The sequence below is a fragment of the Polynucleobacter sp. MWH-UH35A genome, from assembly GCF_018687075.1.
GTDB lineage: Bacteria > Pseudomonadota > Gammaproteobacteria > Burkholderiales > Burkholderiaceae > Polynucleobacter.
The window spans coordinates 595,385-621,394 of the sequence record NZ_CP061285.1 but is presented as its reverse complement, the minus strand read 5'-3'; the positions used below and the strand labels follow the sequence as shown (position 1 = coordinate 621,394).

Below are 26,010 nucleotides of genomic sequence, written 5' to 3'. Positions count from 1 at the left end.
AAATAAATCCTTCGCTATTCTGGAATTCTAAATATATTGAATGAAATATATTTAGTGCTGTAACTGGGCATTACCTGTGGGAGGAGTTGCAGACTGAGTTTGCCAACCACTTGGGCACTCTTGCACATATGGGAAATACTTGCCGCTAGCAGCACAGTAATACCAAACTGCGGGTTGTGGTTGCGCAGCCAAAACCATGGGTTGCGGGGGTGGAGCATAAGCCACTACGGGTGGTGAATACACCACTGGCGGAGCATAGTAACCAGCGTAAGGGCCGTAATAAGGTCCAGCATAAGCCCAATTACCACCCCAACCTGGACCCCAGCCGCGGCCATAAAAACCATATGGTGCTGGACGCCAACCACCATAGCCACCGCCAACGGATACATTCCAGCCTACATTACCTGCCTGAGCTATCACGGGCGAAGCTAGCAATAAAGCCATTACGGCAAGCCCTAAAAGTCTGAATTGATTAATGCGCTTCATCATCGACCCCCATATATTGGTCTTGTATATCTGTATGAATTTATTTTAATTTTTACTGGTCTTACTAGCAATAACGCTTCAAATCTGGTCAAGCTGACAAGAAAATAAATATTTATTGAAAAGAGGCGCGAACACCTTTTGCTACTCTAATTTTGCACCCGATTGCTGCACCACCCTTCCCCATTTGCTTGCTTCTGAGGAAATCAGCTTAGAAAGATCTTTTGGACTGCCAGGCGCAGGATCGAGGCCGCCAGCCAGAAGACGGGATTTCACCTCAGGGTTAGCCAAGGTTTGGTGCACCATTTGATTTAAGCGCATTTGAATCTGGGGCGGCAAATTTGCTGGCGCCATTAAAGAAAACCAAGATACCGCTTCAAAACCAGTCAGCCCTTGCTCTGCTAGGGTCGGAATTTCCGGGGCAGCATGTGAACGCTTTAATGTGGTGACGCCCAATGCCTGAACTTCGCCTGCTTTAATTAAAGCCAAAGAGGATGACAGGTTATCAAAGAGCATTGAAATGCGACCGCTGAGTAAGTCAGGCAGCGATTGAGCACGTCCTTTGTATGGGATATGCCTGATCTGTACGCCCGCCATTTCCTTAAACAATTCACCAGACATATGTAGTGAGGTGCCAACCCCAGAAGAGCCAAAAGTGAGTTGGTTTGGCTTTGCCTTTGCCAGTTCAATTAATTCATGAAGATTGCTGACGCCTAATTTTTTATTGACGATCAATACGTTCGGCGTGCTAGCTAAAAAACTGATGGGCGTGAAATCCTTCACAGGATCAAAAGACATCTTTTCATACAGCGCACCATTAATGGCATGTATGCCCACCGTACCAATCAATAAGGTGTAGCCATCAGGCTCGCTCTTAGCAACTATATCTGCGCCTATATTGCCACCATAACCTGGCTTGTTCTCTACTAGCACCGGCACACCCAGACTCTGCTGCCAGCTTTCTGCTAATACACGCGCTAAGATATCAGGCGCACCACCTGGCGTAAAGGTAACAATAATCCGAATTGGCTGCCGCGGCCAAGCGGAATTCGCTACTGATTTAGATTGCCCATGAGCACTAATAGTCACCAGCAACGCTAGACAGAAAAGCAGGAGTTGCTTACAAGCCCTGGAGTATTGCATATTTGATTTACTGAGAACTAGACCGAAATGTCTAAGTTAAAAACCAAGGTAGGAGCGAAGCCATATCAAACCCTTGTATTTCGTGGGAGTGTCATCACAAGGACCAATACCGCATTCTAGTAAAGTGGAAAGAAGATTTCCAAATACTAAAAGTATAAAAATAATTATCAAAGCATTTGCAAACCAAGAGCGCGAGCGAACATCGCGATTAGGTAGCATCAAGAGAACTGCTAAACCGAGTAACAAGCCGGTATAACCAACATAGGCCCAAGTATAAAAATGCAACTCTAGAAAAGTGGTTCCATACCCTTTATCGCCAGGTAAAACATGAATCAGCACTTGACGCAAAGAAACCATCATGCCAACTAGACCGCCGATAATGCCCCAGCCGTAGTGAGCGGAATGTGCGCCGCAACGAATATTTAAAACCAAGGCGAAACCAATGACCACAAACCCAATGCGCTGCATTAAACACAAGGGGCAAGGTAGCTCACCAAAATACAGCTGATCAAAAAACGCATAAGACGAAACGCCAACAACAGCCAATAAGGCAAGCTGATTTCCTAGGGCTGCTAATGAGGGAAAAGAATGTCTAGTCACGGCGTTTACAGACTAATGTTGAGGTGGCTAGTTGCATGAAAACGGAACCAAACCAACAGTATCCCAACGGTAATTGCCAAAACTACCAAGCCTGCAAGACGCTTCTCAAACCAGACTAGAACAAGTCCGATAAAAGCTGTCAGAAAGGGTAGAAACATATACATAGGAGAATTCTAGCGCACGACACTCGACGTATCACCAAAAGAGGTATTACAGGGTTTAAGGAGTGGTCTTTTATATGGATCTACTGACAAGCGATTGTTTAGAATAGCTCCATGACTATTCACTCCACCCCGCCCTGCTTGGATCTAGAAATCGATGGAATGATTGCATGGGTGACCTTTAATAATCCGGCTGCCCGCAACGCACTAACTTGGCCGATGTATGAAGAGCTTAAGCAGATTTGTGATTCATTAGCTACAAATGAGGCTATTCGAGTCACTATATTGCGGGGGGCAGGAGATAAAGCGTTTGTATCTGGCAGTGACATCGAACAATTTGTTGGCCTTAAAAAAGATGAGGCTTATGAGGTGGCTGTTGACCACATCTTTGCCTCCCTGCAACAACTACCTCTGCCAACTATTGCCATGATTGAAGGTTTGGCGGTAGGCAGTGGGCTTTTAATGGCGACCGCTTGTGATTTTCGTATTTCAACTCCAGATGCTCGCTTTGGTATACCTGTTGCGAAGACTTTAGGAAACTGTTTATCGCCAAGCAATCTTTCCTGGCTTGCAGCGCACCTTGGGATTCCGTTGGTTAAAAAAATGCTGCTGACAGCAGAACTGATCAAAGCACCAGAATTATTAGAGTCAGGATTTCTCTACCAAACCGCAGAAGCTGCAGATCTTCGAACATCTGTCAATGCGCTTGCTGAGAAACTGGCAGCTCTAGCGCCAATCACTCAAAAAGCAAGCAAGCTCACATTAGCCCGCTTACTTCAAAGCAATCTTCCGGACTGCACAGATCTCATGCGAGAGACCTATAACAGCAAAGACTTTAAGGAGGGCGTGAATGCCTTCTTGGAAGGTCGTCCACCCCAGTGGGTAGGCAAGTAAAACGATTACTGCAACTCAGACCCTAGGGCATGTATCGTCCCAAGCCTCTTTTGCATTTACAGAATTTTTGTCTTTAAGTTTGCCAAGCCTGCAACGCTGCCCTCGAGAACATCACCCTTTTTCACCGGCCCTACTCCTGCTGGAGTGCCTGAGAAAATAAGGTCACCCGGTTCTAAAGTGAATAAGGTAGAGAGATACGCGATGGTGTCGGGAACATTCCATATCAGTTGATTGAGATCGCCTTCTTGACGAACCTCACCGTTCACTAAAAGCTTAACAGCGCCCTTAGCCGGATGGCCACATTGACTTGCAGGCGTAATCTCGCCACAAGGAGCCGACTGATCAAACGCCTTGCCTGTATCCCAGGGGCGACCCATTTTCTTTGCCTCGCCTTGTAGGTCACGGCGAGTCATATCTAAACCAACTCCATAACCATAGACATGGTCTAGTGCTTTATCAGCAGAAATATTTGCACCACCCTTGCCTATCGCCACCACCATTTCGATCTCATGGTGCACATCGCTCGATAGGCTTGGATATGCCATATCTTTACCATCCGTCACAATCGAATTAGCAGGCTTCATAAAAAAGAAAGGGGGCTCACGATCAGGATCATGACCCATCTCGCGCGCATGATCTGCATAGTTACGGCCCACGCAGTAAATGCGATTCACCGCAAAGCGTCGAGTATCGCCTGTTACTGGCAAAGAAATCACTGCTGGTGGTTCAATCACAAATGCTGAAGACATAAAAACCTTTCAAAGAATTTTGATGGATACATGTTTTATTTCTGATACTTGGAAGTATGACGCAATTTCAGCAACAAAATACTAAGCGCTAAAGCAAAGGTCATCGCATTTGCCAGTATGAGGGGCCACTTTTCAATAATGAGGCCATAAACTAACCACAAACCCACGCCCACCGTAAACAAAGAGTACATCCCCAATGAAATCCCCGAAAGGTCTCGGGTACGCCAAGACTGAATTGCTTGGGGCAAAAAGGCTATGGTGGTCAAGAATGCAGCGCAATAACCAATCATCTCAATTTGGTGTGGCTCTAAAGTCATTTGCCCATTGTAGTTAGGGAAATTTAGAAATCATTGACGCAGCGCATGAATTTTTATACCGTAGATAGTAGAAAATCCCTTCTTACCCCACTATTAAAAATACAAAATGAGACAACCTATTATTAAAGGCCTTGGCCTACTTCTTTGTACTGGCTTCATTTGCGCGCCCTTGCTAGCCCAAACCAATAGCGCCACAATCAAAAACTATCCAGACAAGCCCATTAAATTGGTAATACCCTATCCGCCTGGTGGTGCCACTGATGTCATTGGGCGAATCATGGCGCAAGAACTCTCCAAATCACTAAATCAACAGGTCGTACCTGATAACCGTGCGGGGGATAGCGGCAATATCGGCGCCGATATGGTTGCTAAATCTCCAGCCGATGGTTACACGCTGTTAATGGGGGCGCTGACATCGCACTCCATTAATGCAAATCTTGATAAAGATAAGATCAAATACAACTTGGAGAAAGACTTCACGCCAGTTGACGTGGTGGGAGTTGTGCCATTGGTTTTTGTGGTGAACCCATCAGTCCCTGTAAAGAATATGAAAGAGTTCATCGCTTATGCCAAAGCAAATCCGGGTAAGCTAACATTTGCTTCGTCAGGCGCTGGTGCCCCACAGCGACTTGCCATGGAAATGTTTCGCTATCAGCTTGGCTTAGATCTATTGCACGTTCCCTATAAAGGCAGCGGCCCCGCTATGACTGATTTAGTGGGCGGACAAGTGCTCACCATGTCTGAAACAGTGCCTGCAGCCTTGCAATTTATTCAAGCAGGTCAGCTTAGGCCCCTTGCTGTGACTACCGCTAAACGCATTAGTCAACTACCTGATGTTCCCACGGTCACTGAAGCTACAGGTTTGCCAAACTTTGACGTGGTGAGTATGTTTGGTATTTTGGCTCCAGCAGGAACACCTAAACCCATCATCGATAAACTCAGTGCAGATATCAAGATCATCTTGCAACGCCCTGAAGTACAAGAGCGCATGTTAGCCGCTGGTGTCTATGTAAACTTTTTGTCGCCAGCAGAATCTGCCAAGCGCATTCACAATGAATTAGCTATGTGGGGCAAGGTAGTGAAGGACGCCAATATCAAATCAGATTGATAGGCTTACTTTTTCAGGCCCGCTTTGCGTGCTTCAACTTCGTTATTGATAGCTGCTAGCGTTTTAGCATCTGGTGGACTCCAATTTCCACCCGAGTTATTGACCATATAAACTAAAGCATTAGCAAAGCCCTCAACACTCAGGTTGGGGCTGCCCCCTTTGGGCGGCATTCCTCGCACGCCAAAATAAGCATGCCCTGTCAACTCTACCTGACCCTCAGCTATTAATGACTTCCATTTGGCTTTGTCGCCAAATTTTGGGGCATTGAGAACGCCAGTAGCGTGGCAATTTGCGCAGACTTGTTTGTAGGTATTCTCGCCAGATTGGGCCATTGCTAGACTTGAGCCGCATACGGCTGCTAGACATGACACCAAAGAGATAAAGGACTTAAAGCGCATCTGGACACCTCTTAACGAATGAATGATTAAGAATGTATCTCAAATTGAGGATATCTGCACTGCGTTGATCAAAAACAATTAGGCCAATCCAAGGGCGCTAGCAAGCTGATAGGTTATGAAGGCTGCCAAGTAAGCTAAGCCAAATAAGTAGCTAAGCATAATGACTGGAATCTTCCATCCGCCTGTCTCGCGCTTAACCGCTGCGATAGTCGATAAACACTGTGGTGCAAATACAAACCAGGCCAGCAAAGACAATGCAGTAGCCAAAGACCAGCCACTAGAAATTAAAGGGATCAATGCCTCTGTTGCGTCTACGCTTGAACTAGAAAGCGCATATACCGTTGCCAGTGAGCTGACTACAACTTCACGAGCGGCCATACCTGGCACTAAAGCAATACTGATTTGCCAATTAAAGCCAATCGGCGAGAAGATGTGTGCGAGGGCTTGTCCAATCATGCCAGCAAAACTATATTGAATCGGCGACCCTGTCGCACCTTCAGGTGGAAATGGAAAACTAGATAGTGCCCACAAACCAACGGTCATGAGCAAAATAATTCCACCGACACGACGCAGGAATATCTCTGCACGTTGCCACAAGCTGATAGCTAAATTACCTATGCGTGGCAAGTGATAACTTGGCAACTCCATCATGAGCGCATTCATCTTAAATTGCTCGCTAGTAAAGCGCTTCAGAATCCAGGCTACAGCCATCGCGCCCAATATTCCAGCAAGGTAGAGCAAAAATAGCACCAAGCCCTGTAGATCAATACCAGCCCAGAGCTTTTGCTCAGGAATGAATGCAGAGATTAATAAGGCGTAGACCGGTAAACGCGCAGAGCAGGTCATCATAGGTGCAATCAAAATGGTCACCATGCGATCGCGCGCATTAGAAATACTTCGTGTGGCCATGATGCCTGGAATAGCACAAGCAAAACTAGACAGCAATGGAATAAAGGATCGACCAGAGAGTCCAACGGATCCCATCACCCGATCGAGCAAATAAGCTGCTCTTGGAAGGTAGCCAGATTCTTCAAGCAACAAGATAAAGAAGAACAGAATCAAAATTTGTGGCAAAAAAATCACCACGCCACCTAAGCCTGCCAAAATGCCATTGATTAATAAACTACGTAGCCAACCATTTGGCAGCAGCTCCACAATCTGCGCCCCTAAATACTCGACTGCTGTCTTAATGAGATCCATGGGTACGGTGGCCCAGCTAAATACCGCTTGGAAGATGCAAAAGAGCAACGCCACCAAAATCAAAGGACCAAAGACTGGGTGAAGCAACACCGCATCCAATCGATCGCTCAACTGGTCAGGAATGATTTGATCAAGCTTGAGGTTTTGCAAAATTCTTTGCACTTGAATGTTGTCGGTTTCAGTATGGGCAATATGAGATGCCACATTTTCCAGAGTGGCGTCGCTTGTACCAGTGCGCAGGCCATTGAGATTGCGCCAGTCCAAGTTTGATAAAAAGCGCTTAATCTCATCGGCACCATCTGCTTGAATGCCAACGCTGGTGAGTGCTGGCAAACCCAATTCATTCGATAGCGCAGCAGTATCAATCTGCAAGCCCTGTCGCTTGGCAATATCGAGCATATTGAGAACAACGATACAAGGCAGACCCAAGCGCTTTGCCGCAAGCACTAAGCGTAAATTGCGACGCAGATTCATGGCGCTCAATACGCAAACAACTAAATCTGGGCGCTTCTCGCCCTCAGCCCTTCCAAGTAGTACATTGCAAGTTACACGCTCATCAAGCGATCTAGGGTAAAGACTATAGGCGCCGGGCAAATCCAGAATGCGAATATTTTTACCGGACTCAAGGGATAGACGTCCTTCTTTGCGCTCAACAGTTACACCGGAATAGTTGGCAACCTTCTGTCGACTACCAGTCAATAAATTGAATAAAGCAGTTTTGCCACAATTGGGATTACCCAATAAGGCTACGAGCGGATCACTCGAATAAAAATGAACTTTAGCTTCAGACATGCGCTGCAGATTCAACCAAAATCAGACGCGCCTCAGATTGGCGTAATGCAAAAGTAGATGCACCCACGCGAACCATATAAGGCCCTTTACCCAAAAGACCTTTGCGCAATACCGTTACCTGCTCACCAGGCAAAAAGCCAATATCCTCCAACTGCCCCTTAATTTGAGGGGCGCCTTTGGGGGCATTGATTTCACTGACGCGATAAAGACTGCCTAAGTCGACCTGGTCCAAATTCATTCAATCTGCTTTTTTAGCTTGTGTATGGGTCATTATAACGACAAATGAGAATGAATATCATTCGTCTAAAGGGCGATTTAACATGAATAATGCCGCATTTAAGGGCCTAGGGGCTTGATCCAAAACAAAAACAGGTGGATTAATGCATACTGATTCACATATTCCATAATCTGAATGACTATGTACTTACCAAAACATTTTCTCGTTGAAGATCCTGCAATACTGGCTCAATTGATTGCCGAATACCCTCTTGCCATTATTGCGGGGAATATAGACGGTCATCTAGAAGTGAACCACCTCCCATTGATGTTGAGCGCAGATAGAACCAAGCTATACGGTCATATCGCCAAGATGAATCCACTAACCAAACTTGCGAGTAGCGGCAATCCTTCTGTTACAGCAATATTTAATGGACCGAATGCTTACGTAACGCCATCTTGGTACCCATCCAAGCAAGAGAGTGGAAAAGTAGTTCCAACTTGGAACTATGCTGTAGCGCATGCTGAAGGCACCATCAAGTTGATTGATGACCCACAATGGCTCAGAAGCCACGTTTCACAAATGACTGATATTCACGAACCTACATATCAGTCAACATGGAAGTTAGATGACGCCCCCGAAGAATATGTACAAACCATGCTCAAGGCCATTATCGGCATTGAGATCGATATCAAGAGCTTAGTTGGAAAATTTAAGCTCAGTCAGAATCGCCCTGCCGAGGACTTCGAGGCGGTTGTTACACAACTACGCCATTCGCCCAAAGAAGCTTTACAAGAAATGCTTCAATACATGAGAGCACCCAAGTAATCCGGAATGATCTAAGGAGTGGTGTAACCGTATTTTTGCAGAATAGCTTTGGCCTGAGACCCCTGCATGAAGCGATACAAATCAACCGCCTCTGGAGGCGCACCTTTGATGAGAACCATGCGCTGCTTAATGGGATCATAAAACTTAGAATCCACCAATACGAAACGGGTTTGCTTTACAAGTTCTGGTGACTTTGCCAAAGAAAAAGCAGTAAATCCAATATCAGCCGCACCACTCACCACGTAGGCTGTAGCGGCGCCAATATTATCGGCATAAACCAACTTATCTTTGGCAAGATCCCAAAGACCTTCTGCTTTTAAATACTGAACTGCCGCCCTACCATAGGGCGCAAGCTCAGGTTTTGCAATCGCAACCTTATTGGCCTTAGCAATCGCTTTTGCAATATCTGCTTTACCGTCCAGTAAGTCGATACCCGAAGAGGATTTAGTAATAATGGCTAACTTACCAATGGCATATATAACGCCCTCATCTACTGTCTTGCCATTTTTATAGAGCTCGCTTGGGAAATACTCGTCGGCAGAAATAAACAAATTAAATGGAGCGCCATTCATAATCTGCGTCGTGAAGTTGCCGGAGGAGCCATAAACCACCCTCATCTCCGGCCTGCCTGTAGATCTAAATGAGGTCATGATTTCCGCAAAGGCATCCTTCATGTTTGCGGCAACCGCGACAGTCGATACCTGTGCAAGTGCACTGGCAGTAAAAAGCCAAAATGTCGCAAAGAAGGCAAGGAGTCGCATGATCATATGCAGTCCATTCTAGTAGATTCGGCGCTATATAAAAGCCTCAAGAAAACTACAGCCATTCCTGAATTTGTCTATTTAAGCTAACCGCCTTATAACCTGGAGTCTCTCCAGAAGAACTTCGGATTTTGCGTATCAATTTAGATGAAACTGATTGGGCTGCCATCTCTTTATGCATCGCAATAAAGAAAATTTCATCTCTTAAGGGCACAAAACCCAAGCCGTTTTCGATAGCAATGTTCTTGACCCCCAAACCAACATCAGCTTTGCCAGCGAGTATGGCGTTGGCGACGGCTGAATGGGTAAACTCTTCATGCAAGTAACCGTTAATTTCCAATGGATCGACCCCTTCCTCCATGAGAAGCTGATCCAACAACAATCGAGTCCCGGACCCAATCTGTCGATTAATAAATCGAATCCTTTTGCCCATCAAATCCTCAACCGAACGAATATGTAGTGGATTTCCCTTTTTGACAATCAATCCTTGGATGCGTTTCATCACGGGATAAATTTCAATATTATTTTTTGATAAGCGCTGATAGATTGCCTTCGAACTACCAGGGTCAGAAACATGATATCCAGCAATGTGTGCCTCATTGTTCAGAAGCTTCTCCAAAGATTCGCCTGAGCCCGCAATCTTGAGCTCAACTCCTTTTATTTCTCCAGCTGCTTTTTGAATAATGGAATCACTACTGGAGAAAAATTTCCAACGAATTCTTTCTGACTTTTGTATTTTCTGAATCTCTTTTACCAGAAGATCATGGTACTGGGCATCGTACTTCAGATACCCCGCTTGCATGTCTTCAATAAACTGAATTAAAAATGTACCGAATTCAGTCAATTTAGACCCATGACCTTTTGTCCGAACAATCAGCGGCATACCTAATTCATCTTCAACCTGATTTAATTTTCCCCAGGCTCCCCTATAGGAAGTACCTGATTTCTTGCTGGCAATTACTAGAGAGCTGCCGCCACCAATATCTTTGAGCAACTGAGCAAGCCAAATGAGGTCCACCGAGGTTTTTCCTTCAGCTTTGGTCTTAACAATTAGGGTTGGTCGCACTTCAATTTGCATATGTAATCTTTTGCATATTCATTAAGTATTAATGTATGCGATGATAGACATTTAATCAACTACTTAGAGTGCAGACATGAAAAAAATGATTCGCAAACTATTCCTTACGGCACTAGCAGCCCTATCCATTACATCGTTTGAGTTATACGCCCAAGAAAAAAGTATTGTGGTGTCCTCCACCACCTCCACCGAACAATCCGGCCTTTTTAATTACATGCTGCCAATTTTTAAAATGAAGACTGGCATTGAGGTGAAGGTTGTTGCTGTCGGTACTGGCCAAGCATTAGATATTGGTCGTCGTGGCGATGCAGATGTCGTATTTGTTCATGACAAACCTGCCGAAGAAAAATTCGTGGAAGAAGGTTATTCGACCAAGCGCTACGAAGTGATGTACAACGACTTTATTTTGATTGGGCCCAAATCCGATCCGGCAAAAGTCGGTGGCGGCAAGGATATCCAAGCGGCATTTCAAAAGATTTCTGCAGCGCAAGCGCCATTCATATCTCGCGGTGATAAGAGCGGCACGCATGCTGCAGAATTGCGTTACTGGAAAGGTGCTGGAATCTCCGTTTCACCTGGGCCAGCCTGGTACAAGGAAACTGGTTCTGGCATGGGCCCTGCCCTTAATACAGCATCAGCAATGAATGGCTACATCTTGGCAGACCGCGGCACTTGGCTCAGCTTCAAGAATCGTGGTGATCTCGTCATTTTGGTACAAGGTGATCCGAAGCTCTTTAATCAATACGGTGTAATGTTGGTCAATCCAGCAAAATTCCCTCATGTGAAAAAAGCACAAGGTCAGGAATTCATTGATTGGCTAATTTCCAAGAATGGGCAAGATGTGATTGCTAGTTACAAAATTGATGGCGAGCAACTCTTCTTTCCTAATGCGAAGAAGTAAAATTCTAACCATACAAACAAGGAGAAATCATGGAACTCAAAGTCAAACTTAGTGCTCGCAACACTCTGAACGGTAAAGTAGTTGAACTCAAAATGGGCCAGACCACCTCTCATGTGAAGATCGACATTGGCGGCGGTCATATTGTTACAGCCTCTATCACCAATGAAGCGGTTGATGAGCTCAACCTAAAGGTTGGAGATCAGGCCTGGGCAGTAATCAAAGCTTCTGATGTCATGATTGCCAAAGACGCCTAAGCAGGTACCACATTGCACCTTATTTAGATGTAAAAAAGCCCGCATAGCGGGCTTTTTTGTTGCTGGTGAACTACCCAGCCATTGAGTTACTGATTAATGTTTACTTCTTCGGCATTACAAAGCCAATAGCTGTGTCGTCAACGAACTCAACCATAACGTCGTCACCAGCCTTGAACTTTTCAAGACCAAGAACGGATGGGTCCACTTTAACTTTTTGCTTTTCACCGTTGGGCATTGCAAAAGTAACGATGCGTGTCTTTTGATCGATGGTGGAAATCTTGACAGTTGCGTATACCGTTTCTGTTGTCTCTTCAAAAGGTTTAGCAGAACCTTTGCCAGCGATTACTACAGAACGCACACCAGAGACACCTGGTTTTTGATCTTTACCAGCAGCCGTTAATCCAACAGCAACTGCTTGCGCATGCTCAACCATGAACACGTCGCCCTTTTTAACCTTATCTAAATCATTCACAGATTTAGCAACATTCATCTGCACCAAATTACCATTTGCATCTTTCAAAACAACAACACGCTTCTTTGCGTCAACTGAATCAACCGCTGCGCTCAAAACGATAACGTCTGCTGCCAAAGGCAACATCTTCGTTGGAAGTTGTGCAAATACAGAACTTGCAAAAGTAATGCCCACTGCCGCAAACAAACCAGCTAATAAAGATTTCTTCAAGATAACTCCTAATTGAGTAATAAGTTTTGGATGGGTCCTGTTCAGAACCACGATCCATTGTAACCATGGATTAAGGCAGTTTTGCACAGCAATAAGCAATCTCCACCCACCTACTGATTTGTTAAATTATTACGGAATCCAAAAATAAGGGGATTTTGAATCTTGGAATTACTGATTAAACCGTGGCGAGAGGCTAAGGTAGATGCCTTTGGGGTACGCCAGGCAGTCTTCATTCAAGAACAAAGGGTGCCCGCCGAGCTTGAATTAGATCAATTTGACCCATCCGCCACCCATGTCTTGGCTTACCAAGATGCACAGTGTATTGGCACAGGAAGACTGGTGGATTTGGGTGAGGGCCAGTGCCAAATTGGGCGTATGGCCGTATTGACCCCATCTAGAGGCATGGGCATAGGTAAACAAATCCTAGAAAAGCTGGTTGGACTAGCTATCCATCAAGGGGCAAAGACCATCATTCTGCACTCCCAGCTGACTGCCATTCCTTTTTATGAAAAACTGGGCTTTCAAGCACAAGGGGATACCTATGACGAGGCAGGTATTCCGCATCGTAATATGATTCTCTTATTACCCAATTTGACCTAGCAAGCAATGACTACTACCCACTCAAAAAACCCAGCCTTTATCTACACACATCGTGTTTGCTATTCCGATACTGATGCCGCGGGTTTTGTCTATCACGGACGCTATCTGGAGATATTTGAACGCAGTCGTGCAGAGTGGCTGGCTCAACGGGGACTAAGCCCTACTAAGCTTGCGAATGAATTTACGATGGTGATGCCACTGCGCGAACTCACCATGAATTTCTATAAACCAGGGCGTTTAGATGACTTGCTATACATAGATCAAGTGATTGAGCATCGTGGTCGCACTCAAGTGACTGTGAAACAGACTGCGCAAAGAAAGCTACCTGACAGCGAAGAATTCCAAGTGATTGCTAGTGCTGTGCTCCATATTGTTTGCGTTGATACCAATACACTCAAACCCAAGGCATGGCCAGATTGCGTATTCCAGGATGAGTAATGTCATGGAGCAAAAAATGTCTGACGGTAAATTGCTGACTTTTGTTAAAGAGCTCAGCCTTATGCTCGAGAAACAACCAAGTGAAGAGATAATTTTTAGTGACGGCAAAAAAATACTTGAGAAACTGGTTGCAACAGATGATTGGCTACCTGAAGTATTTACCAAGCCTCATCCACAGTATTACCAGCAATACCTCCTATATGCCGACCCGCTAGACCGATTCTCGGTTGTGAGCTTTGTGTGGGGTCCAGGACAGAAAACGCCTTTACACAACCACACCGTTTGGGGAATGATTGGTCAGCTGCGCGGGAAAGAAACAGGCACGCCCTACTATCGCCAAGCGGATGGTAGCTTCAAAGCTGGGAAAGCTTGCATCAGCCTACCTGGACACGTGGACACCGTCTCTCCAGATACACATGATATTCATGTTGTCGAAAATAGCCTGCCCAACCAGACCTCGATCAGCATTCATGTATATGGTGGCAATATTGGGCGCATTCATCGCTCGGTATTTGATCCTGTCACCGGAGCAGAGAAATCGTTTGTCTCTGGTTATGCCAATACCGTGGTACCAAACCTCTGGAATCCTGCGTAATCCACTCATTTCCTAGCTTATAGGGTTGGTGACTTAAAATAGAACTTCTTACTGCAAGCGCATTGGCGTGGCAGCTCACCCCATTGACCGGGATAGTCGATTTTTTAATACGTTGAATACGGGTCAATACATCATTGGTCCCTATGTTATTTACAGATCTTGGTTTATCAGAACCCATTCTTCGCGCCATCAAAGAGGAGGGCTATACCAGCCCCACCCCGATTCAAGCAAAATCGATTCCAGCCGTATTAAAAGGCGGCGACCTATTAGCTGCGGCACAAACTGGTACAGGGAAAACCGCCGGCTTTACTCTACCGATTCTGCAGCGCTTAAGCACTTCCAATGTAAGTTCTGGCAAACGCCTACTGCGTGTCTTAATCCTCACACCAACACGAGAGCTAGCAGCTCAAGTTCAAGAATCAGTTGAGACCTACGGCAAATACACCGGCTTAAAGTCTACTGTGATCTTTGGTGGCGTTGGTGCCAACCCTCAAATTAAAGCGATTGCTGCCGGCCTGGATATTTTGGTTGCTACACCAGGTCGTCTATTGGATTTGATGTCACAAAATTTCGTCTCACTCAATCACATAGAAATTCTGGTTCTGGATGAAGCAGATCGTATGCTCGATATGGGCTTCTTGCGCGACATTAAGAAAATCTTGGCAGCCCTCCCCAAGAAGCGGCAGAACCTTCTCTTCTCCGCCACCTTCTCTACTGAAATCAAAAAATTGGCCGATGGTCTATTAAACGCGCCGGAGTTAATTGAAGTGGCCCGCAGTAACAGCACTAATGAAGCGATTGCGCAACTCATTCACCCAGTAGATAGAACCAAGAAACATCCGCTTTTAGCCCATCTGATTAAGAGCAATGACTGGAAGCAGGTGCTGGTTTTTACTCGTACTAAACATGGCGCCAATAAGTTAGTGACTCAACTCGAAAAAGATGGCATAACGAGCATGGCCATCCATGGCAATAAAAGTCAATCTGCCCGCACTAAAGCATTAGCCGACTTTAAGGCTGGTAAATTAACTGCGTTAGTTGCCACCGATATTGCTGCACGCGGTATTGATATTGACCAACTTCCTCACGTTGTTAATTACGATCTTCCAAACGTACCTGAGGACTATGTGCATCGCATTGGGCGCACTGGTCGCGCAGGATCAAATGGTGTGGCAGTGTCATTGGTATGCGTCGACGAACACCAAATGCTTAGAGATATTGAAAAGCTCATTAAGCAAAAATTACCGCAGGAAGTAATCGCAGGGTTTGAGCCCGACCCCAATGCCGTGGCGCAACCCATTCAACTCCGCAGCCAACAACACCAACAGTCTAGAAGGCCAAGACCTGCTGGCTCTGGTGGGGCGCCGACCAAGAAGACTCCGGCAAAGCGCAGCGGCCCAGCTAAAAGAAGCACTCATCGTTAAGCAAATCCACGTTTAGAATATCTAGCATGAGTCAAAGCACAGAAATATTAGGAACCGAACCACGCCTCACATCCCTCTCTCATGGTGGAGGGTGTGGTTGCAAGATTGCTCCTGGCGTTCTCTCTGAGATCCTTAAAAATGTACCGCAACTCCCTTTTCCAAAAGAGTTGCTCATTGGTATTGCAACTTCTGATGATGCCGCCGTTTATCAAATCAATGAGTCACAGGCCATCGTAGCTACTACGGACTTTTTTATGCCGATTGTGGATGATCCCTTTGACTTTGGAAAAATTGCAGCTACTAATGCCATTAGCGATATCTATGCAATGGGAGGCACGCCTTTATTTGCCCTTGCCTTAGTCGGCATGCCTATTAAGATCTTATCCAATAAAACCATTGCCAGAATTTTAGAAGGCGGTGCCGAAGCTTGTCGTAGCGCTGGCATTCCAATTGCTGGTGGACATACGATTGATTCTGTTGAACCTATCTATGGTTTAGTAGCAATAGGTATTGTTGATCCTCAGCGTGTAAAGAGTAATGCGAGCGCCAAACCAGGCGATGTACTCATTCTCGGAAAACCATTGGGTGTTGGCGTTTTATCTGCTGCACTTAAAAAAGACCTATTAGGCCCAGACGGATATCGAGAGATGATCTCGAATACCACCAAACTCAATTCTGCTGGCCCTGATCTAGCAAAGCTAGCTGGCGTACATGCGTTAACGGATGTCACCGGCTTTGGTCTGGCTGGTCATACCCTAGAGTTAGCTCGAGGCTCGAACTGCACAGCGCACATTGACTGGAGCCAAGTGCCTTTACTTTCCAACGTTCAAACACTAGCTGATGGCGGTGTGATTACTGGCGCTTCAGATAGAAATTGGCTCAGCTATGGTGATGAAGTAGCCATTCCAGCAGACTTCACACCAGCTCAACGCGCCCTATTAACGGATCCACAAACTAGTGGCGGCCTACTAGTCTCTTGTAGCCCCGATAGCGTCAAAGAGGTGCTCGATATATTTAATCAACACCACTCCTTAGGCGCCCGTGTCATTGGACAAATGAGCAAGCGTCAAGAAAAGCCCTTAGTGGTTTCTTAAGTGGTTTCTTAAGTTTTTTCTTAGACTTATCTCTTCGACTATTTCTTGAGATTAAAGACGCTTGAGAAATCCAACTGGCCATTACCTGCTTGGCTGTGTTTCTCATAAAGCTGTTGCGCCAGCTTTCCAAGTGGTACGCTAGCATCTAGATTTTCAGCATTCTCAACTGCTAAGCCTAAATCCTTAAGCATCAGGTCTACGCCAAAGCCGCCCACATAGCCATTTGAAGATGGCACATTTTCCATTACTCCCGGACAAGGGTTGTATAGCTCTAAAGCCCAATTACGCCCTGAGCTTTTCGACATGATGTCAGACAATACTTTAGGATCCATGCCATTGGCAATGCCTAGGCGTAGTGCCTCACTAGTACCCAGCATCTGAATTCCCAAGAGCATGTTGTTACAGACTTTAACGGTCTGCCCCGCCCCATTACTACCTGCATGAAAGATATTCTTGCCCATCTTCTCTAGCAATGGGCGTGCACACTCAAGTGCACTTGCATCGCCGCCAACCATAAACGTTAAGGTGCCGTCTTGCGCCCCTGCAGTCCCACCAGAAACTGGGGCATCAATCATGACAAAACCTTTTGCCTTTGCTGCAGCAGCAACTGTTTGCGCAACTTTGGGAGAGATTGTTGAGCAATCCATTAGCAGGGTCTTAGGATTTGCATTGACTAACAAGCCTGCGTCACCAAGGTACAAACCTTCCACATGACGTGAAGCGGGCAACATACTAATTACCACATCCGCATCTTTTGCGGTCTCATTGGCACTGATTGCAACCACGCCGCCAGCTGTAGCAAACGCATCTAACTGGTTCTTGACTAAATCAAAGCCAGTGACCTGATAACCCGCTTTTAATAAGTTCAGCGCCATTGGTAAACCCATATTGCCTAGTCCAATAAATCCGATTTTCATAATGTTCCTAACCTTTTTATTTATTGCTTATTTGTTTATTTGTTTTCTTGATGCCAAGTATTTCACACCTTGAGGGCCATAAGATTCTGCATGAGGCTCTTTAAACTCCAGATGGAAAATCTCGCCAGCCTTGTAATCCTTACTCACCCCATCGATGTCGATGGTGATATCACCTTCAATGACAAGCGCCATCACCTCAAAGGGGTGTTCATGTACGTCTAGCCTGCCATTAGGAATCTGCTGAACCTCTACTGGATCAGGAAACCCATCTAGGCGAAGTAACTGCAGAAATTGCTCTGAATTCATACGCTCACTATAGCGTGGATATACTCTCTTAGCATTTAGCAATCTTCCTAAGGAGTCATGATGGTTAAAGTAATTGGGTTAATGGAGTTGAATGATCAAGGCGCCTTTGAACAATACCGATCTCAGGTTGGCAAAACGGTGGAACTCTATAAGGGCGCAATCAAAAACCGTGGCTCAGTTGCAGAGCTATTTTGGAATGAACTGGGCGCAGCGCCATTCAACACATTTGTAGAGCTGGAGTTTCCCAGCGTGCAAGATGCTCATGCTTGGGCCAATAGTTCTGAATACCAATTGCTCGTACCCATTCGCAGCAAAGCAATGAAGCTCACCCTATTCAGCGTGGCCATCTAAGCCCGCTGAGATCTACGCTACAAGTAAAAAAGCCTAGCTTATAAAGGCTAGGCTTTTCAATCGGTCTGAAGAGAGAATTACTTCTTAGCTTCCATTGCTTCTTTAGCAGCAGTAATTTCTTTACGACGCTCTTTGCATGCGCCAGCAATCTCTTGCAAGGCCTTACGTGCACGCGCAGCAGATGCCTTAATGCCCTTTTCAATGAATTTTTCGTTTTCAGCTTTGTAAGTTTCAAAAGCAGTCAACAATGTATCGTGTTGTGACATCTCGTCTCCTATTAACAATTGAATATTTCCCTGACAGCCGAGTCAGTATATCTCTATAAAAAGCATAGAAAATCGCCCCCTAAATCAGGGATAACTCTTATATTTAAGGGTTCAGCCAAAATAGTCCCAATCGTCAAAACAGCCCAAGGAAAGCAAAAATGCTCAGAAAAATCCTTCCATTCGTTATTGGCGCCCTTTTGGCGCTCACAGCTAATGCACAAACCAGCCCCTGGCCTGCCCCCAATAAACCAATCACCTTTATTAACCCATTCCCCCCAGGCGGGGCTGTAGACGCATTTGGGCGCCCTTTAGCAAAGCAACTTTCAGTCCAATTAAATGACTCTATCGTGGTTGATAACCGTGGTGGCGCAGGCGGAACTCTCGGTGCTGCAGTCGCAGCAAAAATGGCGCCTGATGGATATACCTGGCTTCTTGGTGCGGTGCATCATTCGATTGCACCAAGCATGTATACCAATCTTTCCTATGACATCACCAAAGATTTTGAGCCTATCGCAATCATTGGCAGCGTTCCCCATGTCATCGTTGTGAATCCCACTAAGTTTCCAAAGAATGATTTGAAGTCCATCATGGAAGAGATTCGCAAACATCCCGGGAAATACAACTATGCATCCACGGGCAATGGCACCTCGCAGCACTTAACGGGCGAACTCTTTAAGATGCAAAACAAATTATTCATTACCCATATTCCTTATCGTGGGACAGGACCCGCTCTTCAAGATCTGGTAGCAGGTCAAGTCGACATGATGTTTGACACACTTGCAGGTGCAGCGCCATTTATTAAGAATGGTCAACTGATTGCAGTCGCAGTTGCAACCTCTAAAAGAGTAGATGCATTTCCGAATGTGCCAACCGCTCAAGAATTAGGGATAACGAATTTCATTGTGAGCAGTTGGTATGCCATGTGGGCGATCAAAGGTACGCCAAAAGAAATTATCGATAAGATGACTGCTGAGGTGCAGACAGCACTGGCCTCCCCAGAAATCAAAGAGCGTTGGGCAGCTATGGGTGCAACCGTCCCCAAGCTGACGCGCCCTGAGTTGGCCGCTTACATCAACCAAGAAATTACGCGCTGGGGTGAAGTTGTTAAAAAATCTGGCGCCAAGTTAGATTAAGCAAAGTAGTTTAAAAAAATACCAAACAATAAAGAGACAGCATGATCATTCAGACCAAGAACTACTCCTTTGTTCGCAATAAACTGCTTAATAAAGAAGAAATTGCGTTATTAGATGTACGCGAGGAAGATCCCCATGCACAAGAGCATCCGCTATTTGCTGCAAACCTACCCCTCTCCAGAATTGAAATCGATGCTTACGCAAAACTACCAAAGAAAACTGTGCCGATTGTTACCTTGGATGATGGCGAAGGTTTTGCCCAACTCGCAGCTGAGCGTTTAATTCAACTTGGCTACTCTGATGTTTCTGTATTTGAGGGCGGCGTCAAGGCATGGAAGGCAGCCGGCGGTGAAGTTTTTAAGGATGTCAATGTACCCAGCAAGTCTTTTGGTGAGCTAGTCGAATCTAAGCGCCACACGCCTTCTCTATCTGCACAAGAAGTAAAACAATTAATCGATACAAAAGAAGATGTTGTTGTAGTCGATGTTCGGCGCTTTGATGAATACAACACCATGAGCATTCCAACAGGAATTAGCGTTCCTGGTGCAGAGCTTGTACTTCGCCTACCTGAATTAGCCCCCAATCCACAAACCAAAGTAATTGTGAACTGTGCTGGCAGAACTCGCAGCATCATTGGCACTCAGTCGCTGATAAACGCAGGCATTCCGAACGAAGTTCATGCATTGCGCAATGGTACGATTGGCTGGACCCTTGCAGGGCAAGCGTTAGATAAAGGTCAAAGCAGAAAGTTTCAGGAAGTCAGTGAAGCAACCAAGAGCGATGCCGCAAATCGTGCCCGCAGTGTTGCCGATAGAGCGGGCGTCAAGCGCGCTGATCTAAGTGACGTTCAAACTTGGAAAAGTCAAATCGATCGAACCACCTATTTCTTTGACACTCGCACTCCAGAAGAATATGAGGCGGGTCATCTCCCCGGATTTAGATCGGTGCCAGGTGGACAGTTAGTACAAGAAACGGAAATGGTTGCTCCAGTTCGGGGTGCTCGTATTGTTTTGGTGGATCCTAGCGGCGGCGGAGTGCGCGCCAATATGCCAGCCTCTTGGTTGGCGCAGATGGCATGGGATGTGTATGTGCTTGACGGCTTTAGCTCATCTCATCTTACGGAGAAAGGCGCTTGGAAACCCTCTTTGCCCACCCTTCCAACGATTGCAAGCGCAGATGCGATAACTGTTTCCAATTGGCTTAAAAACGATAGCAATACGATTGCTATTGATTTCAGCACCCATGCAAATTACGTTAAAGGACATATACCCGGTAGTTGGTTTGCCTTGCGCTCTCAACTTGCTGATGCTTTGAAAAATATCCCTGAGGTTGATCGCTATGTCATTAGTAGTTCACCGAGCGAACTGAGCTACTTTGCCGCTGAAGAACTGCAAACACTCACCAATGCCGAGGTACTTGTTTTAGAAGGCGGCAATCTTGCGTGGACAAATGCAGGCTTAGCACTGGAAAAAGGTCCAAGCCATTTAGCCTCACCTCCTCTGGATCGCTATAAGCGTCCTTATGAAGGCACTAATGTTGATCCCGCAGCGATGCAGGCGTATTTGGATTGGGAATTTGGTTTAGTAGAGCAACTGGGTAAGGACGGCACCCACCACTTCTGGGTCCTGTAAGCATTCTCTGCCGTCCTTGCCACTGCTCTTCTAGGGATTTACTTATTGAATTAAGCGATCTTGTTGCGAATGATGCCAATCCCCGTAATTTCTGTTTCCATACTGTCACCTGGCTTTAAGAACTCTGGAGGCTTTCTGCTGTAACCAACTCCAGCAGGAGTGCCAGTAGCAATGATGTCTCCTGGCATCAGCGTTAGGCTGCGGGAAAGCTCAGCAATCACCACTGGAATCTTGAAGTACATTTGCTTGTAGCTAGCGTTTTGCTTTTCAACACCATTGACACGACAGATGATGCGGGTGTCATCCAAATTCACGCCACCAGCCGTCACAATCCACGGACCCATCGGACCGTGACCATCTAAGCTCTTACCTTTAAACCACTGACCAGAGTGGCGTTTTTGCTGAACATCGCGAGCAGTTGTATCGTTATAGGCAGCGTAGCCAAAAACATAATCCATGGCGTTTTCTTCAGCAATATTCTTGCCCTTCTTGCCAATCACTACCGCTAGCTCTGCTTCCCAGTCAATCATCGTGGAGTAACTACCGTCATATGGAATGGGGTCAAATGGGCCATTCATCGTTTGTACACCTTTGGTGAAGAGAACGGGCACCTTTGGATATTCTTTGACACCTTGATCAGCGCGTCTGTCTTTGCCTTCGTCGAAGTGATCTAAGTAATTCCAACCCACACAATAGATATTGCTTTGCGGCTTAGGAATCGGTGATAACAAAATAACTTGATTCACGTTTTGCAAATTAGAGCCACGACCCTTAAATAGTGCAGCTAGTTCAGTAAGCCCTCGATTGCCTGATGCGGCCAATGAAATGGTGGATGTTGGATCAAATGAGAGCTGCACTTTTTGACGGGCCGCTTCAGCGGGAATATCAACAACCATACCGTCATTGGTTACCAAACCCAATCTTGAAGTAGCACCCATTTTGGGCAAGTAGTTGGCAATACGAAAGCCTGCCTTGCCTGTCATTGGCTCAACCACGATAGGTTGACGACCGTCAGGGGCAGCAATCGCATTTGAAATAAACATGCCACTCACAGCAGCAGTTGCACCCAACTTGAGCGCATCTCTCCGAGTTGTATCCACAGCGTCTCCTTTAATTTTTATTGATTTTTTATTAATACTGATACGTTCTTTAAACGATCTGTCGTAAATAGTAATACCAAACTCTGGTCTTGGGCAGAATATTGAAAAAATCGCTATTCTTAGGAAATGCGCCCTTTGATTAGTTCAGCCTCCATCCGCTTTCTTGCTTCTGCATGCCTATTATTTGGTCTTTGCGCCTGCGAACGAGAAACCTACACCACCTGGAGCTGCCAGTCCCCAAGCGAGAATAAAATTTCTATGGTGCTTCGCAAGGCCCAGATGGAATTTAAAAATGCCAAGCTTGATTACTGTGGCAGCCTAGGAAATCAAAGTTATTTTGATCAAAAGTGTCCAGCCCATACCACGCAATCTAGCATCACTTTCACACCCTCCTCAGGACTACTTCTGAGTAACGGGCAAGAATACCAATGCGCAGCCTTATAAAGGTTGGATAAAAATCTAGCAATGAATCGATTGAGCCCCAAGAAATTGCTCCTCACAAAATGGACTGCAGTAAAGCCGATTGCCAAACAAAAGCATTTCCTTGTTAGCAAGGTGATTCTTCCGGAGTTGCCCGACGGAAAAATTGAATTTGTGGAAATTGAAGCGGTCTATTCCAAGAAAACCACCCAAATTGCTTGGCGTGATCTTACTAATACTGAACTGTGGCTACAGGGATGGAAATAAAAAAGCCGCCTCATTTCTGAAGCGGCTTTGGTTTTGTATATCAACAGAATGGGTTAATCGCCCGATTTCTTTTTGGCCCCAGATTTTTTAACCAACTCATCGATATTCTTTTCTGCTGTCTCAGCCACTTGATTCACAATGCGACGTCCTTCCTTGAACATATTCTGCCCAGTCACTGACATTTCGTGAACCACCTTCGATAACTTATCGGCATGTGCTGGCATTTTATTCTCAGCATCCTCAAGCCAAGTTACTAGAGAGCTGCGAACCTTTTCCAGATGCTTTTCAGTTTCATCAGCAGCACCATCACCAAGCTCCTTGAGTACTGACTTCACTTTCTTTTGATAGGCAGCAGCACGTTTCGCCGTCTCTTTTGCAGCCTCCTCTTGCAGATCCTTGAGTTTGGCCAAATCATTCTTTGCGGCAGACTTGGCGCTTTCTAGAGCGTTTTTCATGCCCCACTCAATCTCAGCCAAATGATGCTCGCTTAATTTTTTGGCTGCCTCAAGCAAAGTGTGCGAATAATCGAATAATTCTTTTGCTTTTTCACGTTGCCATTTTTGAAGTTCTTTTGCATCCATTTTTATGCTCCTTTAAATTAGTGTTAAGAAGACTTCGATGTTTAACTCTATACCGAATTGAGCCAACTGCCAAATTGCCTAAATTACCGCATTAAAATGACAATATGACTACAAGAACCTCCATTTATGAATCCATAGGCGGAATCGACAAAATCGATGAATTAGTGGATCGTTTTTACGATTTAATGGCTTTGGAGCCAATTTTTGAGGATTTGCGGGCAATGCACCCTCAGGATTTATCGACTTCCCGAGAAAAATTGAAGTTTTTCCTGACCGGCTGGATGGGGGGTCCTGATATCTACTCACCCAAGTATGGCCATCCAATGCTCAGAGCCCGCCACCTCCCATTCAAGATCGGCATGAAAGAACGAAATCAGTGGCTTGCTTGCATGTACAAAGCAATGGAAGAATGCGGCATAGATGGCAACGCCGCAAAGCAACTGGAGGAGTCTTTTTTGAATACTGCTGACTGGATGAGAAATCAACCTAACTAAATTAGTCGAGCTTAGCACCGGCCTGTTTCACAGCCTTGGCCCAACGCGGCATTTCTGCGCTAAGGAACTTTGTAAATTGTTCGGCATTTAAGTAAGCAGGATCAGCGCCTTGATCAATAATTTTTTTCTGGATGTCAGGTGATTCCAACGTTTCTTTAAATGCCTGACTTAACTTATTTACCGCTTCGGGTGGCGTTCCCTTGGGGGCTAGGATTCCATAGAAACCAACAACATCCAAGTTAGCAACCCCGGTTTCAATTACGGTAGGTGTATTCGGCAAGGCTGGGTTACGTTTGGCACTAGTCACAGCCAACGCTTTCACTTTGCCTTGCTTGGCATAATTAGCTGCTTGCGGCACGGACTCCGCCATAAATTGCACATGGCCCGCAATCAAATCTGTAAATGCTGGCGCACTTCCTTTAAAAGGAATATGCACCATAAATATTCCCGTATCACTCTTGAGCATCTCGGGTACCAAATGAGAAATTCCACCATTGCCAGCCGAGCCGTAATTCAACTTTCCAGGATTGGCTTTTGCATAAGCCACAAACTCTTTGAGTGTGTTGGCTTGCACATCTTTATTTACGATTAACGCAAGTGGTTGCTGTGCAGTTCTGGCAATCGGCTGAAAATCCTTTAAGGTGTCATAGGGTGATTTTGTATAGATGGCAGGATTGATAACCATCGTCCCCGTATTTGCCAACAGCACGGTATATCCATCGGGTGGTGATTGCATGACAAATTGAGCCCCGACCGCACCTCCCGCACCCGCCTTGTAATCAACAATTACCGTTTGACCCAGGGAGCTCTGCAATTTATCAACCAGAAGACGAATATGCGCATCTAAGGGCCCTCCCGCAGGAAATCCAATGATGATCTTGATGGGTTTATCGGGATAGGCTGCAATTGCTGAATGAGTGCCCAAAAGTGCTACTGCGCTGAGTAGCAATATCCTGATTATTTGTGTGGGCTTATACATAGAGCAAAGTATTTAATTTACTTGGCTACACTTTACCTTAAGGCCACAACAGCAAAGTAAAAAATGATCGAAAGCATACTGCAGCTTTTTAGCGACCCAAATGTATGGATCGCCTTTCTCACGCTATCCGCTCTAGAAATTATTTTAGGCATTGATAACATCATCTTTATTAGCGTTATCGCCAACAGACTTCCTGCAGAGATTCGAGAAAGAGTACGTCGCTTTGGTCTAATTTTCGCTTTAGTCACGCGCATTCTTCTATTGCTTAGCCTATCTTGGGTGATGGGCCTTACCGAACCACTCTTTAGTATTGCTGAAAAATCTATTAGCGGTCGAGACTTAATCCTATTGCTTGGTGGATTCTTCTTGATCTGGAAGGCCTCTAAAGAAATTTATACAGAGGTTGAGGTTGGCGAACATCACGAAGATCACGGTAATGCAAAGGGTCAAAATAGCGGCAAATCGATGATGACCTTATTTATTGGCTCCGTCTTACAAATTGGCCTACTGGATATCATTTTTTCATTGGATAGCGTGATTACAGCAGTAGGCATGGTCGACCAAATTAGCGTCATGATTGCAGCCGTATTAGCTTCTGTGCTCATCATGCTCGTCGCCGCAAAGCCTATTGGGGATTTTGTGCATCGTCATCCCTCTATCAAAGTGCTGGCTTTGTCATTTCTGACGGTCGTAGGTGTCGTTTTAATTGCTGAAGGTATGGGGGTTCATATTCCCAAAGGATATGTTTATGTTGCGATGGCGTTTTCACTATCCGTGGAGCTTTTAAACATCCGCTCCCGGGAAAAGAAGAGGCGATAGGCAAGCACGCTAAGTAAGCGAACTAGATC

The 26,010-nt window shown here is 45.6% G+C and carries 35 protein-coding genes; 17 read left to right on the top strand and 18 right to left on the bottom strand.

The genetic code is table 11. The features are described from left to right. Nucleotides 1–51: 51 nt before the first annotated feature. The 4 genes from ICV36_RS03330 to ICV36_RS03315 all read right to left on the bottom strand — a co-directional run bounded on the left by ICV36_RS03330 (nt 52) and on the right by ICV36_RS03315 (nt 2,390). Nucleotides 52–489, bottom strand: coding sequence for a hypothetical protein (locus ICV36_RS03330; protein ID WP_215401118.1), 438 nt, complete (start codon nt 487–489; stop codon nt 52–54). A 138-nt stretch (nt 490–627) separates the two neighbouring features. Further along, nucleotides 628–1,572 (bottom strand): tripartite tricarboxylate transporter substrate binding protein, encoded by a 945-nt coding sequence (locus ICV36_RS03325; protein WP_251375067.1) that lies wholly within the window; start codon nt 1,570–1,572, stop codon nt 628–630. 90 nt (nt 1,573–1,662) lie between these two features. Further along, nucleotides 1,663–2,226, bottom strand: a complete 564-nt coding sequence (locus ICV36_RS03320) for a disulfide bond formation protein B (protein ID WP_215401116.1) — start codon at nt 2,224–2,226, stop codon at nt 1,663–1,665. 5 nt (nt 2,227–2,231) lie between these two features. After that, nucleotides 2,232–2,390 carry a DUF5993 family protein gene (locus tag ICV36_RS03315; RefSeq protein ID WP_215401115.1) on the bottom strand — a complete coding sequence of 53 codons (159 nt, stop codon included), beginning with the start codon at nt 2,388–2,390 and terminating at the stop codon, nt 2,232–2,234. Nucleotides 2,391–2,501: 111 nt separating this feature from the next. Here ICV36_RS03315 and ICV36_RS03310 point away from each other — a divergent pair, with 111 nt between their 5' ends. Further along, the gene (locus tag ICV36_RS03310) at nt 2,502–3,281 is read left to right on the top strand and encodes an enoyl-CoA hydratase/isomerase family protein (RefSeq protein ID WP_215401114.1); all 780 of its coding nucleotides are present in this window, start codon (nt 2,502–2,504) and stop codon (nt 3,279–3,281) included. A gap of 56 nt (nt 3,282–3,337) precedes the next feature. Here the strand turns inward: ICV36_RS03310 and ICV36_RS03305 are convergent, their stop codons facing one another. Together ICV36_RS03305 and ICV36_RS03300 are read right to left on the bottom strand one after the other, a co-directional pair. Continuing rightward, complete coding sequence (locus tag ICV36_RS03305; RefSeq protein WP_215401113.1) at nt 3,338–4,030, bottom strand: fumarylacetoacetate hydrolase family protein; 693 nt, start codon at nt 4,028–4,030, stop codon at nt 3,338–3,340. 35 nt (nt 4,031–4,065) lie between these two features. Next, on the bottom strand, nt 4,066–4,347 hold the full coding sequence (locus ICV36_RS03300; protein WP_215401112.1) for a SemiSWEET transporter: 282 nt from the start codon (nt 4,345–4,347) through the stop codon (nt 4,066–4,068). 106 nt (nt 4,348–4,453) lie between these two features. Here ICV36_RS03300 and ICV36_RS03295 point away from each other — a divergent pair, with 106 nt between their 5' ends. Next, nucleotides 4,454–5,455 carry a tripartite tricarboxylate transporter substrate binding protein gene (locus ICV36_RS03295; protein WP_215401111.1) on the top strand — a complete coding sequence of 334 codons (1,002 nt, stop codon included), beginning with the start codon at nt 4,454–4,456 and terminating at the stop codon, nt 5,453–5,455. A 5-nt stretch (nt 5,456–5,460) separates the two neighbouring features. Here the strand turns inward: ICV36_RS03295 and ICV36_RS03290 are convergent, their stop codons facing one another. From ICV36_RS03290 to ICV36_RS03280, 3 genes are all read right to left on the bottom strand, one after another. Next, on the bottom strand, nt 5,461–5,853 hold the full coding sequence (locus tag ICV36_RS03290) for a cytochrome c5 family protein (RefSeq protein WP_215401110.1): 393 nt from the start codon (nt 5,851–5,853) through the stop codon (nt 5,461–5,463). Between the two features lie 78 nt (nt 5,854–5,931). Next, nucleotides 5,932–7,845, bottom strand: a complete 1,914-nt coding sequence (locus ICV36_RS03285) for a ferrous iron transporter B (RefSeq protein ID WP_215401109.1) — start codon at nt 7,843–7,845, stop codon at nt 5,932–5,934. Beyond that, the gene (locus tag ICV36_RS03280; RefSeq protein ID WP_215401108.1) at nt 7,838–8,083 is read right to left on the bottom strand and encodes a FeoA family protein; all 246 of its coding nucleotides are present in this window, start codon (nt 8,081–8,083) and stop codon (nt 7,838–7,840) included. The genes ICV36_RS03285 and ICV36_RS03280 overlap by 8 nt, the downstream gene beginning before the upstream one ends. 174 nt (nt 8,084–8,257) lie before the next feature. On the opposite strand from ICV36_RS03280, the gene ICV36_RS03275 reads away from it, so the two are divergent. After that, a complete protein-coding gene (locus ICV36_RS03275) occupies nt 8,258–8,890 on the top strand; it encodes an FMN-binding negative transcriptional regulator (RefSeq protein WP_215401107.1) in 633 nt (210 codons plus the stop codon). Between the two features lie 11 nt (nt 8,891–8,901). Here ICV36_RS03275 and modA read toward each other — a convergent pair whose 3' ends face one another. Together modA and ICV36_RS03265 are read right to left on the bottom strand one after the other, a co-directional pair. After that, entirely contained in the window at nt 8,902–9,651 is a 750-nt protein-coding gene (gene modA, locus ICV36_RS03270) for a molybdate ABC transporter substrate-binding protein (protein ID WP_251375066.1), read from the bottom strand. 55 nt (nt 9,652–9,706) lie between these two features. Continuing rightward, nucleotides 9,707–10,729 (bottom strand): substrate-binding domain-containing protein, encoded by a 1,023-nt coding sequence (locus tag ICV36_RS03265; RefSeq protein WP_215401105.1) that lies wholly within the window; start codon nt 10,727–10,729, stop codon nt 9,707–9,709. Nucleotides 10,730–10,814: 85 nt separating this feature from the next. On the opposite strand from ICV36_RS03265, the gene ICV36_RS03260 reads away from it, so the two are divergent. Together ICV36_RS03260 and ICV36_RS03255 are read left to right on the top strand one after the other, a co-directional pair. Then, a complete protein-coding gene (locus ICV36_RS03260; RefSeq protein WP_215401543.1) occupies nt 10,815–11,630 on the top strand; it encodes a substrate-binding domain-containing protein in 816 nt (271 codons plus the stop codon). Between the two features lie 29 nt (nt 11,631–11,659). Further along, nucleotides 11,660–11,884 carry a molybdopterin-binding protein gene (locus tag ICV36_RS03255; RefSeq protein ID WP_215401104.1) on the top strand — a complete coding sequence of 75 codons (225 nt, stop codon included), beginning with the start codon at nt 11,660–11,662 and terminating at the stop codon, nt 11,882–11,884. A 100-nt stretch (nt 11,885–11,984) separates the two neighbouring features. Here the strand turns inward: ICV36_RS03255 and ICV36_RS03250 are convergent, their stop codons facing one another. Next, nucleotides 11,985–12,566, bottom strand: a complete 582-nt coding sequence (locus ICV36_RS03250; protein ID WP_251375065.1) for a hypothetical protein — start codon at nt 12,564–12,566, stop codon at nt 11,985–11,987. Between the two features lie 162 nt (nt 12,567–12,728). Here ICV36_RS03250 and ICV36_RS03245 point away from each other — a divergent pair, with 162 nt between their 5' ends. The 5 genes from ICV36_RS03245 (at nt 12,729) to selD (ending at nt 16,717) form a co-directional block, all read left to right on the top strand. Further along, nucleotides 12,729–13,166 (top strand): GNAT family N-acetyltransferase, encoded by a 438-nt coding sequence (locus ICV36_RS03245; protein WP_251375064.1) that lies wholly within the window; start codon nt 12,729–12,731, stop codon nt 13,164–13,166. Nucleotides 13,167–13,172: 6 nt separating this feature from the next. Next, entirely contained in the window at nt 13,173–13,604 is a 432-nt protein-coding gene (locus ICV36_RS03240; RefSeq protein ID WP_215401103.1) for a YbgC/FadM family acyl-CoA thioesterase, read from the top strand. A gap of 16 nt (nt 13,605–13,620) precedes the next feature. Then, nucleotides 13,621–14,199 (top strand): hypothetical protein, encoded by a 579-nt coding sequence (locus ICV36_RS03235; RefSeq protein ID WP_215401102.1) that lies wholly within the window; start codon nt 13,621–13,623, stop codon nt 14,197–14,199. A gap of 143 nt (nt 14,200–14,342) precedes the next feature. Further along, a complete protein-coding gene (locus tag ICV36_RS03230) occupies nt 14,343–15,623 on the top strand; it encodes a DEAD/DEAH box helicase (RefSeq protein ID WP_215401101.1) in 1,281 nt (426 codons plus the stop codon). 26 nt (nt 15,624–15,649) lie between these two features. After that, complete coding sequence (gene selD / locus ICV36_RS03225) at nt 15,650–16,717, top strand: selenide, water dikinase SelD (RefSeq protein WP_215401100.1); 1,068 nt, start codon at nt 15,650–15,652, stop codon at nt 16,715–16,717. A 38-nt stretch (nt 16,718–16,755) separates the two neighbouring features. Here the strand turns inward: selD and mmsB are convergent, their stop codons facing one another. Together mmsB and ICV36_RS03215 are read right to left on the bottom strand one after the other, a co-directional pair. Then, nucleotides 16,756–17,637, bottom strand: coding sequence for a 3-hydroxyisobutyrate dehydrogenase (gene mmsB, locus ICV36_RS03220; RefSeq protein ID WP_215401540.1), 882 nt, complete (start codon nt 17,635–17,637; stop codon nt 16,756–16,758). Between the two features lie 24 nt (nt 17,638–17,661). Next, nucleotides 17,662–17,940, bottom strand: coding sequence for a cupin domain-containing protein (locus ICV36_RS03215; RefSeq protein ID WP_215401099.1), 279 nt, complete (start codon nt 17,938–17,940; stop codon nt 17,662–17,664). Between the two features lie 57 nt (nt 17,941–17,997). Between ICV36_RS03215 and ICV36_RS03210 the strand changes: the two genes are divergently transcribed. Beyond that, complete coding sequence (locus ICV36_RS03210; protein WP_251375063.1) at nt 17,998–18,291, top strand: DUF1330 domain-containing protein; 294 nt, start codon at nt 17,998–18,000, stop codon at nt 18,289–18,291. 77 nt (nt 18,292–18,368) lie between these two features. On the opposite strand, the gene ICV36_RS03205 is transcribed toward ICV36_RS03210, so the two are convergent. Continuing rightward, nucleotides 18,369–18,557 carry a hypothetical protein gene (locus ICV36_RS03205; protein WP_215401098.1) on the bottom strand — a complete coding sequence of 63 codons (189 nt, stop codon included), beginning with the start codon at nt 18,555–18,557 and terminating at the stop codon, nt 18,369–18,371. Nucleotides 18,558–18,715: 158 nt separating this feature from the next. Between ICV36_RS03205 and ICV36_RS03200 the strand changes: the two genes are divergently transcribed. Together ICV36_RS03200 and ICV36_RS03195 are read left to right on the top strand one after the other, a co-directional pair. Beyond that, the gene (locus tag ICV36_RS03200; RefSeq protein ID WP_215401097.1) at nt 18,716–19,690 is read left to right on the top strand and encodes a tripartite tricarboxylate transporter substrate binding protein; all 975 of its coding nucleotides are present in this window, start codon (nt 18,716–18,718) and stop codon (nt 19,688–19,690) included. A gap of 41 nt (nt 19,691–19,731) precedes the next feature. Continuing rightward, on the top strand, nt 19,732–21,321 hold the full coding sequence (locus tag ICV36_RS03195; protein ID WP_215401096.1) for a rhodanese homology domain-containing protein: 1,590 nt from the start codon (nt 19,732–19,734) through the stop codon (nt 21,319–21,321). A gap of 50 nt (nt 21,322–21,371) precedes the next feature. Here the strand turns inward: ICV36_RS03195 and ICV36_RS03190 are convergent, their stop codons facing one another. Continuing rightward, a complete protein-coding gene (locus tag ICV36_RS03190) occupies nt 21,372–22,421 on the bottom strand; it encodes a fumarylacetoacetate hydrolase family protein (RefSeq protein WP_215401095.1) in 1,050 nt (349 codons plus the stop codon). Nucleotides 22,422–22,547: 126 nt separating this feature from the next. Here ICV36_RS03190 and ICV36_RS03185 point away from each other — a divergent pair, with 126 nt between their 5' ends. Both ICV36_RS03185 and ICV36_RS03180 read left to right on the top strand, forming a co-directional pair. Next, nucleotides 22,548–22,865, top strand: coding sequence for a hypothetical protein (locus tag ICV36_RS03185; protein WP_215401094.1), 318 nt, complete (start codon nt 22,548–22,550; stop codon nt 22,863–22,865). A 21-nt stretch (nt 22,866–22,886) separates the two neighbouring features. Then, nucleotides 22,887–23,108 (top strand): TIGR02450 family Trp-rich protein, encoded by a 222-nt coding sequence (locus ICV36_RS03180; RefSeq protein ID WP_215401093.1) that lies wholly within the window; start codon nt 22,887–22,889, stop codon nt 23,106–23,108. Nucleotides 23,109–23,161: 53 nt separating this feature from the next. Here the strand turns inward: ICV36_RS03180 and ICV36_RS03175 are convergent, their stop codons facing one another. Next, complete coding sequence (locus ICV36_RS03175) at nt 23,162–23,689, bottom strand: hypothetical protein (RefSeq protein ID WP_215401092.1); 528 nt, start codon at nt 23,687–23,689, stop codon at nt 23,162–23,164. A 104-nt stretch (nt 23,690–23,793) separates the two neighbouring features. Here ICV36_RS03175 and ICV36_RS03170 point away from each other — a divergent pair, with 104 nt between their 5' ends. Further along, nucleotides 23,794–24,183 carry a group II truncated hemoglobin gene (locus ICV36_RS03170; RefSeq protein ID WP_215401091.1) on the top strand — a complete coding sequence of 130 codons (390 nt, stop codon included), beginning with the start codon at nt 23,794–23,796 and terminating at the stop codon, nt 24,181–24,183. Between the two features lies 1 nt (nt 24,184). Here ICV36_RS03170 and ICV36_RS03165 read toward each other — a convergent pair whose 3' ends face one another. Further along, nucleotides 24,185–25,162: a tripartite tricarboxylate transporter substrate binding protein gene (locus ICV36_RS03165; protein WP_215401090.1), complete on the bottom strand. Its 978-nt coding sequence runs from the start codon at nt 25,160–25,162 to the stop codon at nt 24,185–24,187. 63 nt (nt 25,163–25,225) lie between these two features. Here ICV36_RS03165 and ICV36_RS03160 point away from each other — a divergent pair, with 63 nt between their 5' ends. Next, on the top strand, nt 25,226–25,981 hold the full coding sequence (locus ICV36_RS03160) for a TerC family protein (RefSeq protein WP_215401089.1): 756 nt from the start codon (nt 25,226–25,228) through the stop codon (nt 25,979–25,981). The last annotated feature ends 29 nt before the right edge of the window (nt 25,982–26,010 follow it).

Coding starts and splice junctions, on each gene's coding strand:
- ICV36_RS03310 (WP_215401114.1), top strand. CDS start 2,502: ATGACTATTCACTCCACCCCGCCCTGCTTGGATCTAGAAATCGATGGA.
- ICV36_RS03185 (WP_215401094.1), top strand. CDS start 22,548: ATGCGCCCTTTGATTAGTTCAGCCTCCATCCGCTTTCTTGCTTCTGCA.
- ICV36_RS03175 (WP_215401092.1), bottom strand. CDS start 23,689: ATGGATGCAAAAGAACTTCAAAAATGGCAACGTGAAAAAGCAAAAGAA.
- ICV36_RS03295 (WP_215401111.1), top strand. CDS start 4,454: ATGAGACAACCTATTATTAAAGGCCTTGGCCTACTTCTTTGTACTGGC.
- ICV36_RS03230 (WP_215401101.1), top strand. CDS start 14,343: ATGTTATTTACAGATCTTGGTTTATCAGAACCCATTCTTCGCGCCATC.
- ICV36_RS03200 (WP_215401097.1), top strand. CDS start 18,716: ATGCTCAGAAAAATCCTTCCATTCGTTATTGGCGCCCTTTTGGCGCTC.
- ICV36_RS03315 (WP_215401115.1), bottom strand. CDS start 2,390: ATGTATATGTTTCTACCCTTTCTGACAGCTTTTATCGGACTTGTTCTA.
- ICV36_RS03305 (WP_215401113.1), bottom strand. CDS start 4,030: ATGTCTTCAGCATTTGTGATTGAACCACCAGCAGTGATTTCTTTGCCA.
- ICV36_RS03215 (WP_215401099.1), bottom strand. CDS start 17,940: ATGAATTCAGAGCAATTTCTGCAGTTACTTCGCCTAGATGGGTTTCCT.
- ICV36_RS03260 (WP_215401543.1), top strand. CDS start 10,815: ATGATTCGCAAACTATTCCTTACGGCACTAGCAGCCCTATCCATTACA.
- ICV36_RS03235 (WP_215401102.1), top strand. CDS start 13,621: ATGTCTGACGGTAAATTGCTGACTTTTGTTAAAGAGCTCAGCCTTATG.
- ICV36_RS03290 (WP_215401110.1), bottom strand. CDS start 5,853: ATGCGCTTTAAGTCCTTTATCTCTTTGGTGTCATGTCTAGCAGCCGTA.
- ICV36_RS03170 (WP_215401091.1), top strand. CDS start 23,794: ATGACTACAAGAACCTCCATTTATGAATCCATAGGCGGAATCGACAAA.
- ICV36_RS03285 (WP_215401109.1), bottom strand. CDS start 7,845: ATGTCTGAAGCTAAAGTTCATTTTTATTCGAGTGATCCGCTCGTAGCC.
- ICV36_RS03275 (WP_215401107.1), top strand. CDS start 8,258: ATGACTATGTACTTACCAAAACATTTTCTCGTTGAAGATCCTGCAATA.
- ICV36_RS03265 (WP_215401105.1), bottom strand. CDS start 10,729: ATGCAAATTGAAGTGCGACCAACCCTAATTGTTAAGACCAAAGCTGAA.
- selD (WP_215401100.1), top strand. CDS start 15,650: ATGAGTCAAAGCACAGAAATATTAGGAACCGAACCACGCCTCACATCC.
- ICV36_RS03240 (WP_215401103.1), top strand. CDS start 13,173: ATGACTACTACCCACTCAAAAAACCCAGCCTTTATCTACACACATCGT.
- ICV36_RS03205 (WP_215401098.1), bottom strand. CDS start 18,557: ATGTCACAACACGATACATTGTTGACTGCTTTTGAAACTTACAAAGCT.
- ICV36_RS03300 (WP_215401112.1), bottom strand. CDS start 4,347: ATGACTTTAGAGCCACACCAAATTGAGATGATTGGTTATTGCGCTGCA.
- ICV36_RS03330 (WP_215401118.1), bottom strand. CDS start 489: ATGATGAAGCGCATTAATCAATTCAGACTTTTAGGGCTTGCCGTAATG.
- ICV36_RS03165 (WP_215401090.1), bottom strand. CDS start 25,162: ATGTATAAGCCCACACAAATAATCAGGATATTGCTACTCAGCGCAGTA.
- ICV36_RS03280 (WP_215401108.1), bottom strand. CDS start 8,083: ATGAATTTGGACCAGGTCGACTTAGGCAGTCTTTATCGCGTCAGTGAA.
- ICV36_RS03195 (WP_215401096.1), top strand. CDS start 19,732: ATGATCATTCAGACCAAGAACTACTCCTTTGTTCGCAATAAACTGCTT.
- ICV36_RS03160 (WP_215401089.1), top strand. CDS start 25,226: ATGATCGAAAGCATACTGCAGCTTTTTAGCGACCCAAATGTATGGATC.
- ICV36_RS03255 (WP_215401104.1), top strand. CDS start 11,660: ATGGAACTCAAAGTCAAACTTAGTGCTCGCAACACTCTGAACGGTAAA.
- modA (WP_251375066.1), bottom strand. CDS start 9,651: ATGCGACTCCTTGCCTTCTTTGCGACATTTTGGCTTTTTACTGCCAGT.
- ICV36_RS03180 (WP_215401093.1), top strand. CDS start 22,887: ATGAATCGATTGAGCCCCAAGAAATTGCTCCTCACAAAATGGACTGCA.
- ICV36_RS03210 (WP_251375063.1), top strand. CDS start 17,998: ATGATGGTTAAAGTAATTGGGTTAATGGAGTTGAATGATCAAGGCGCC.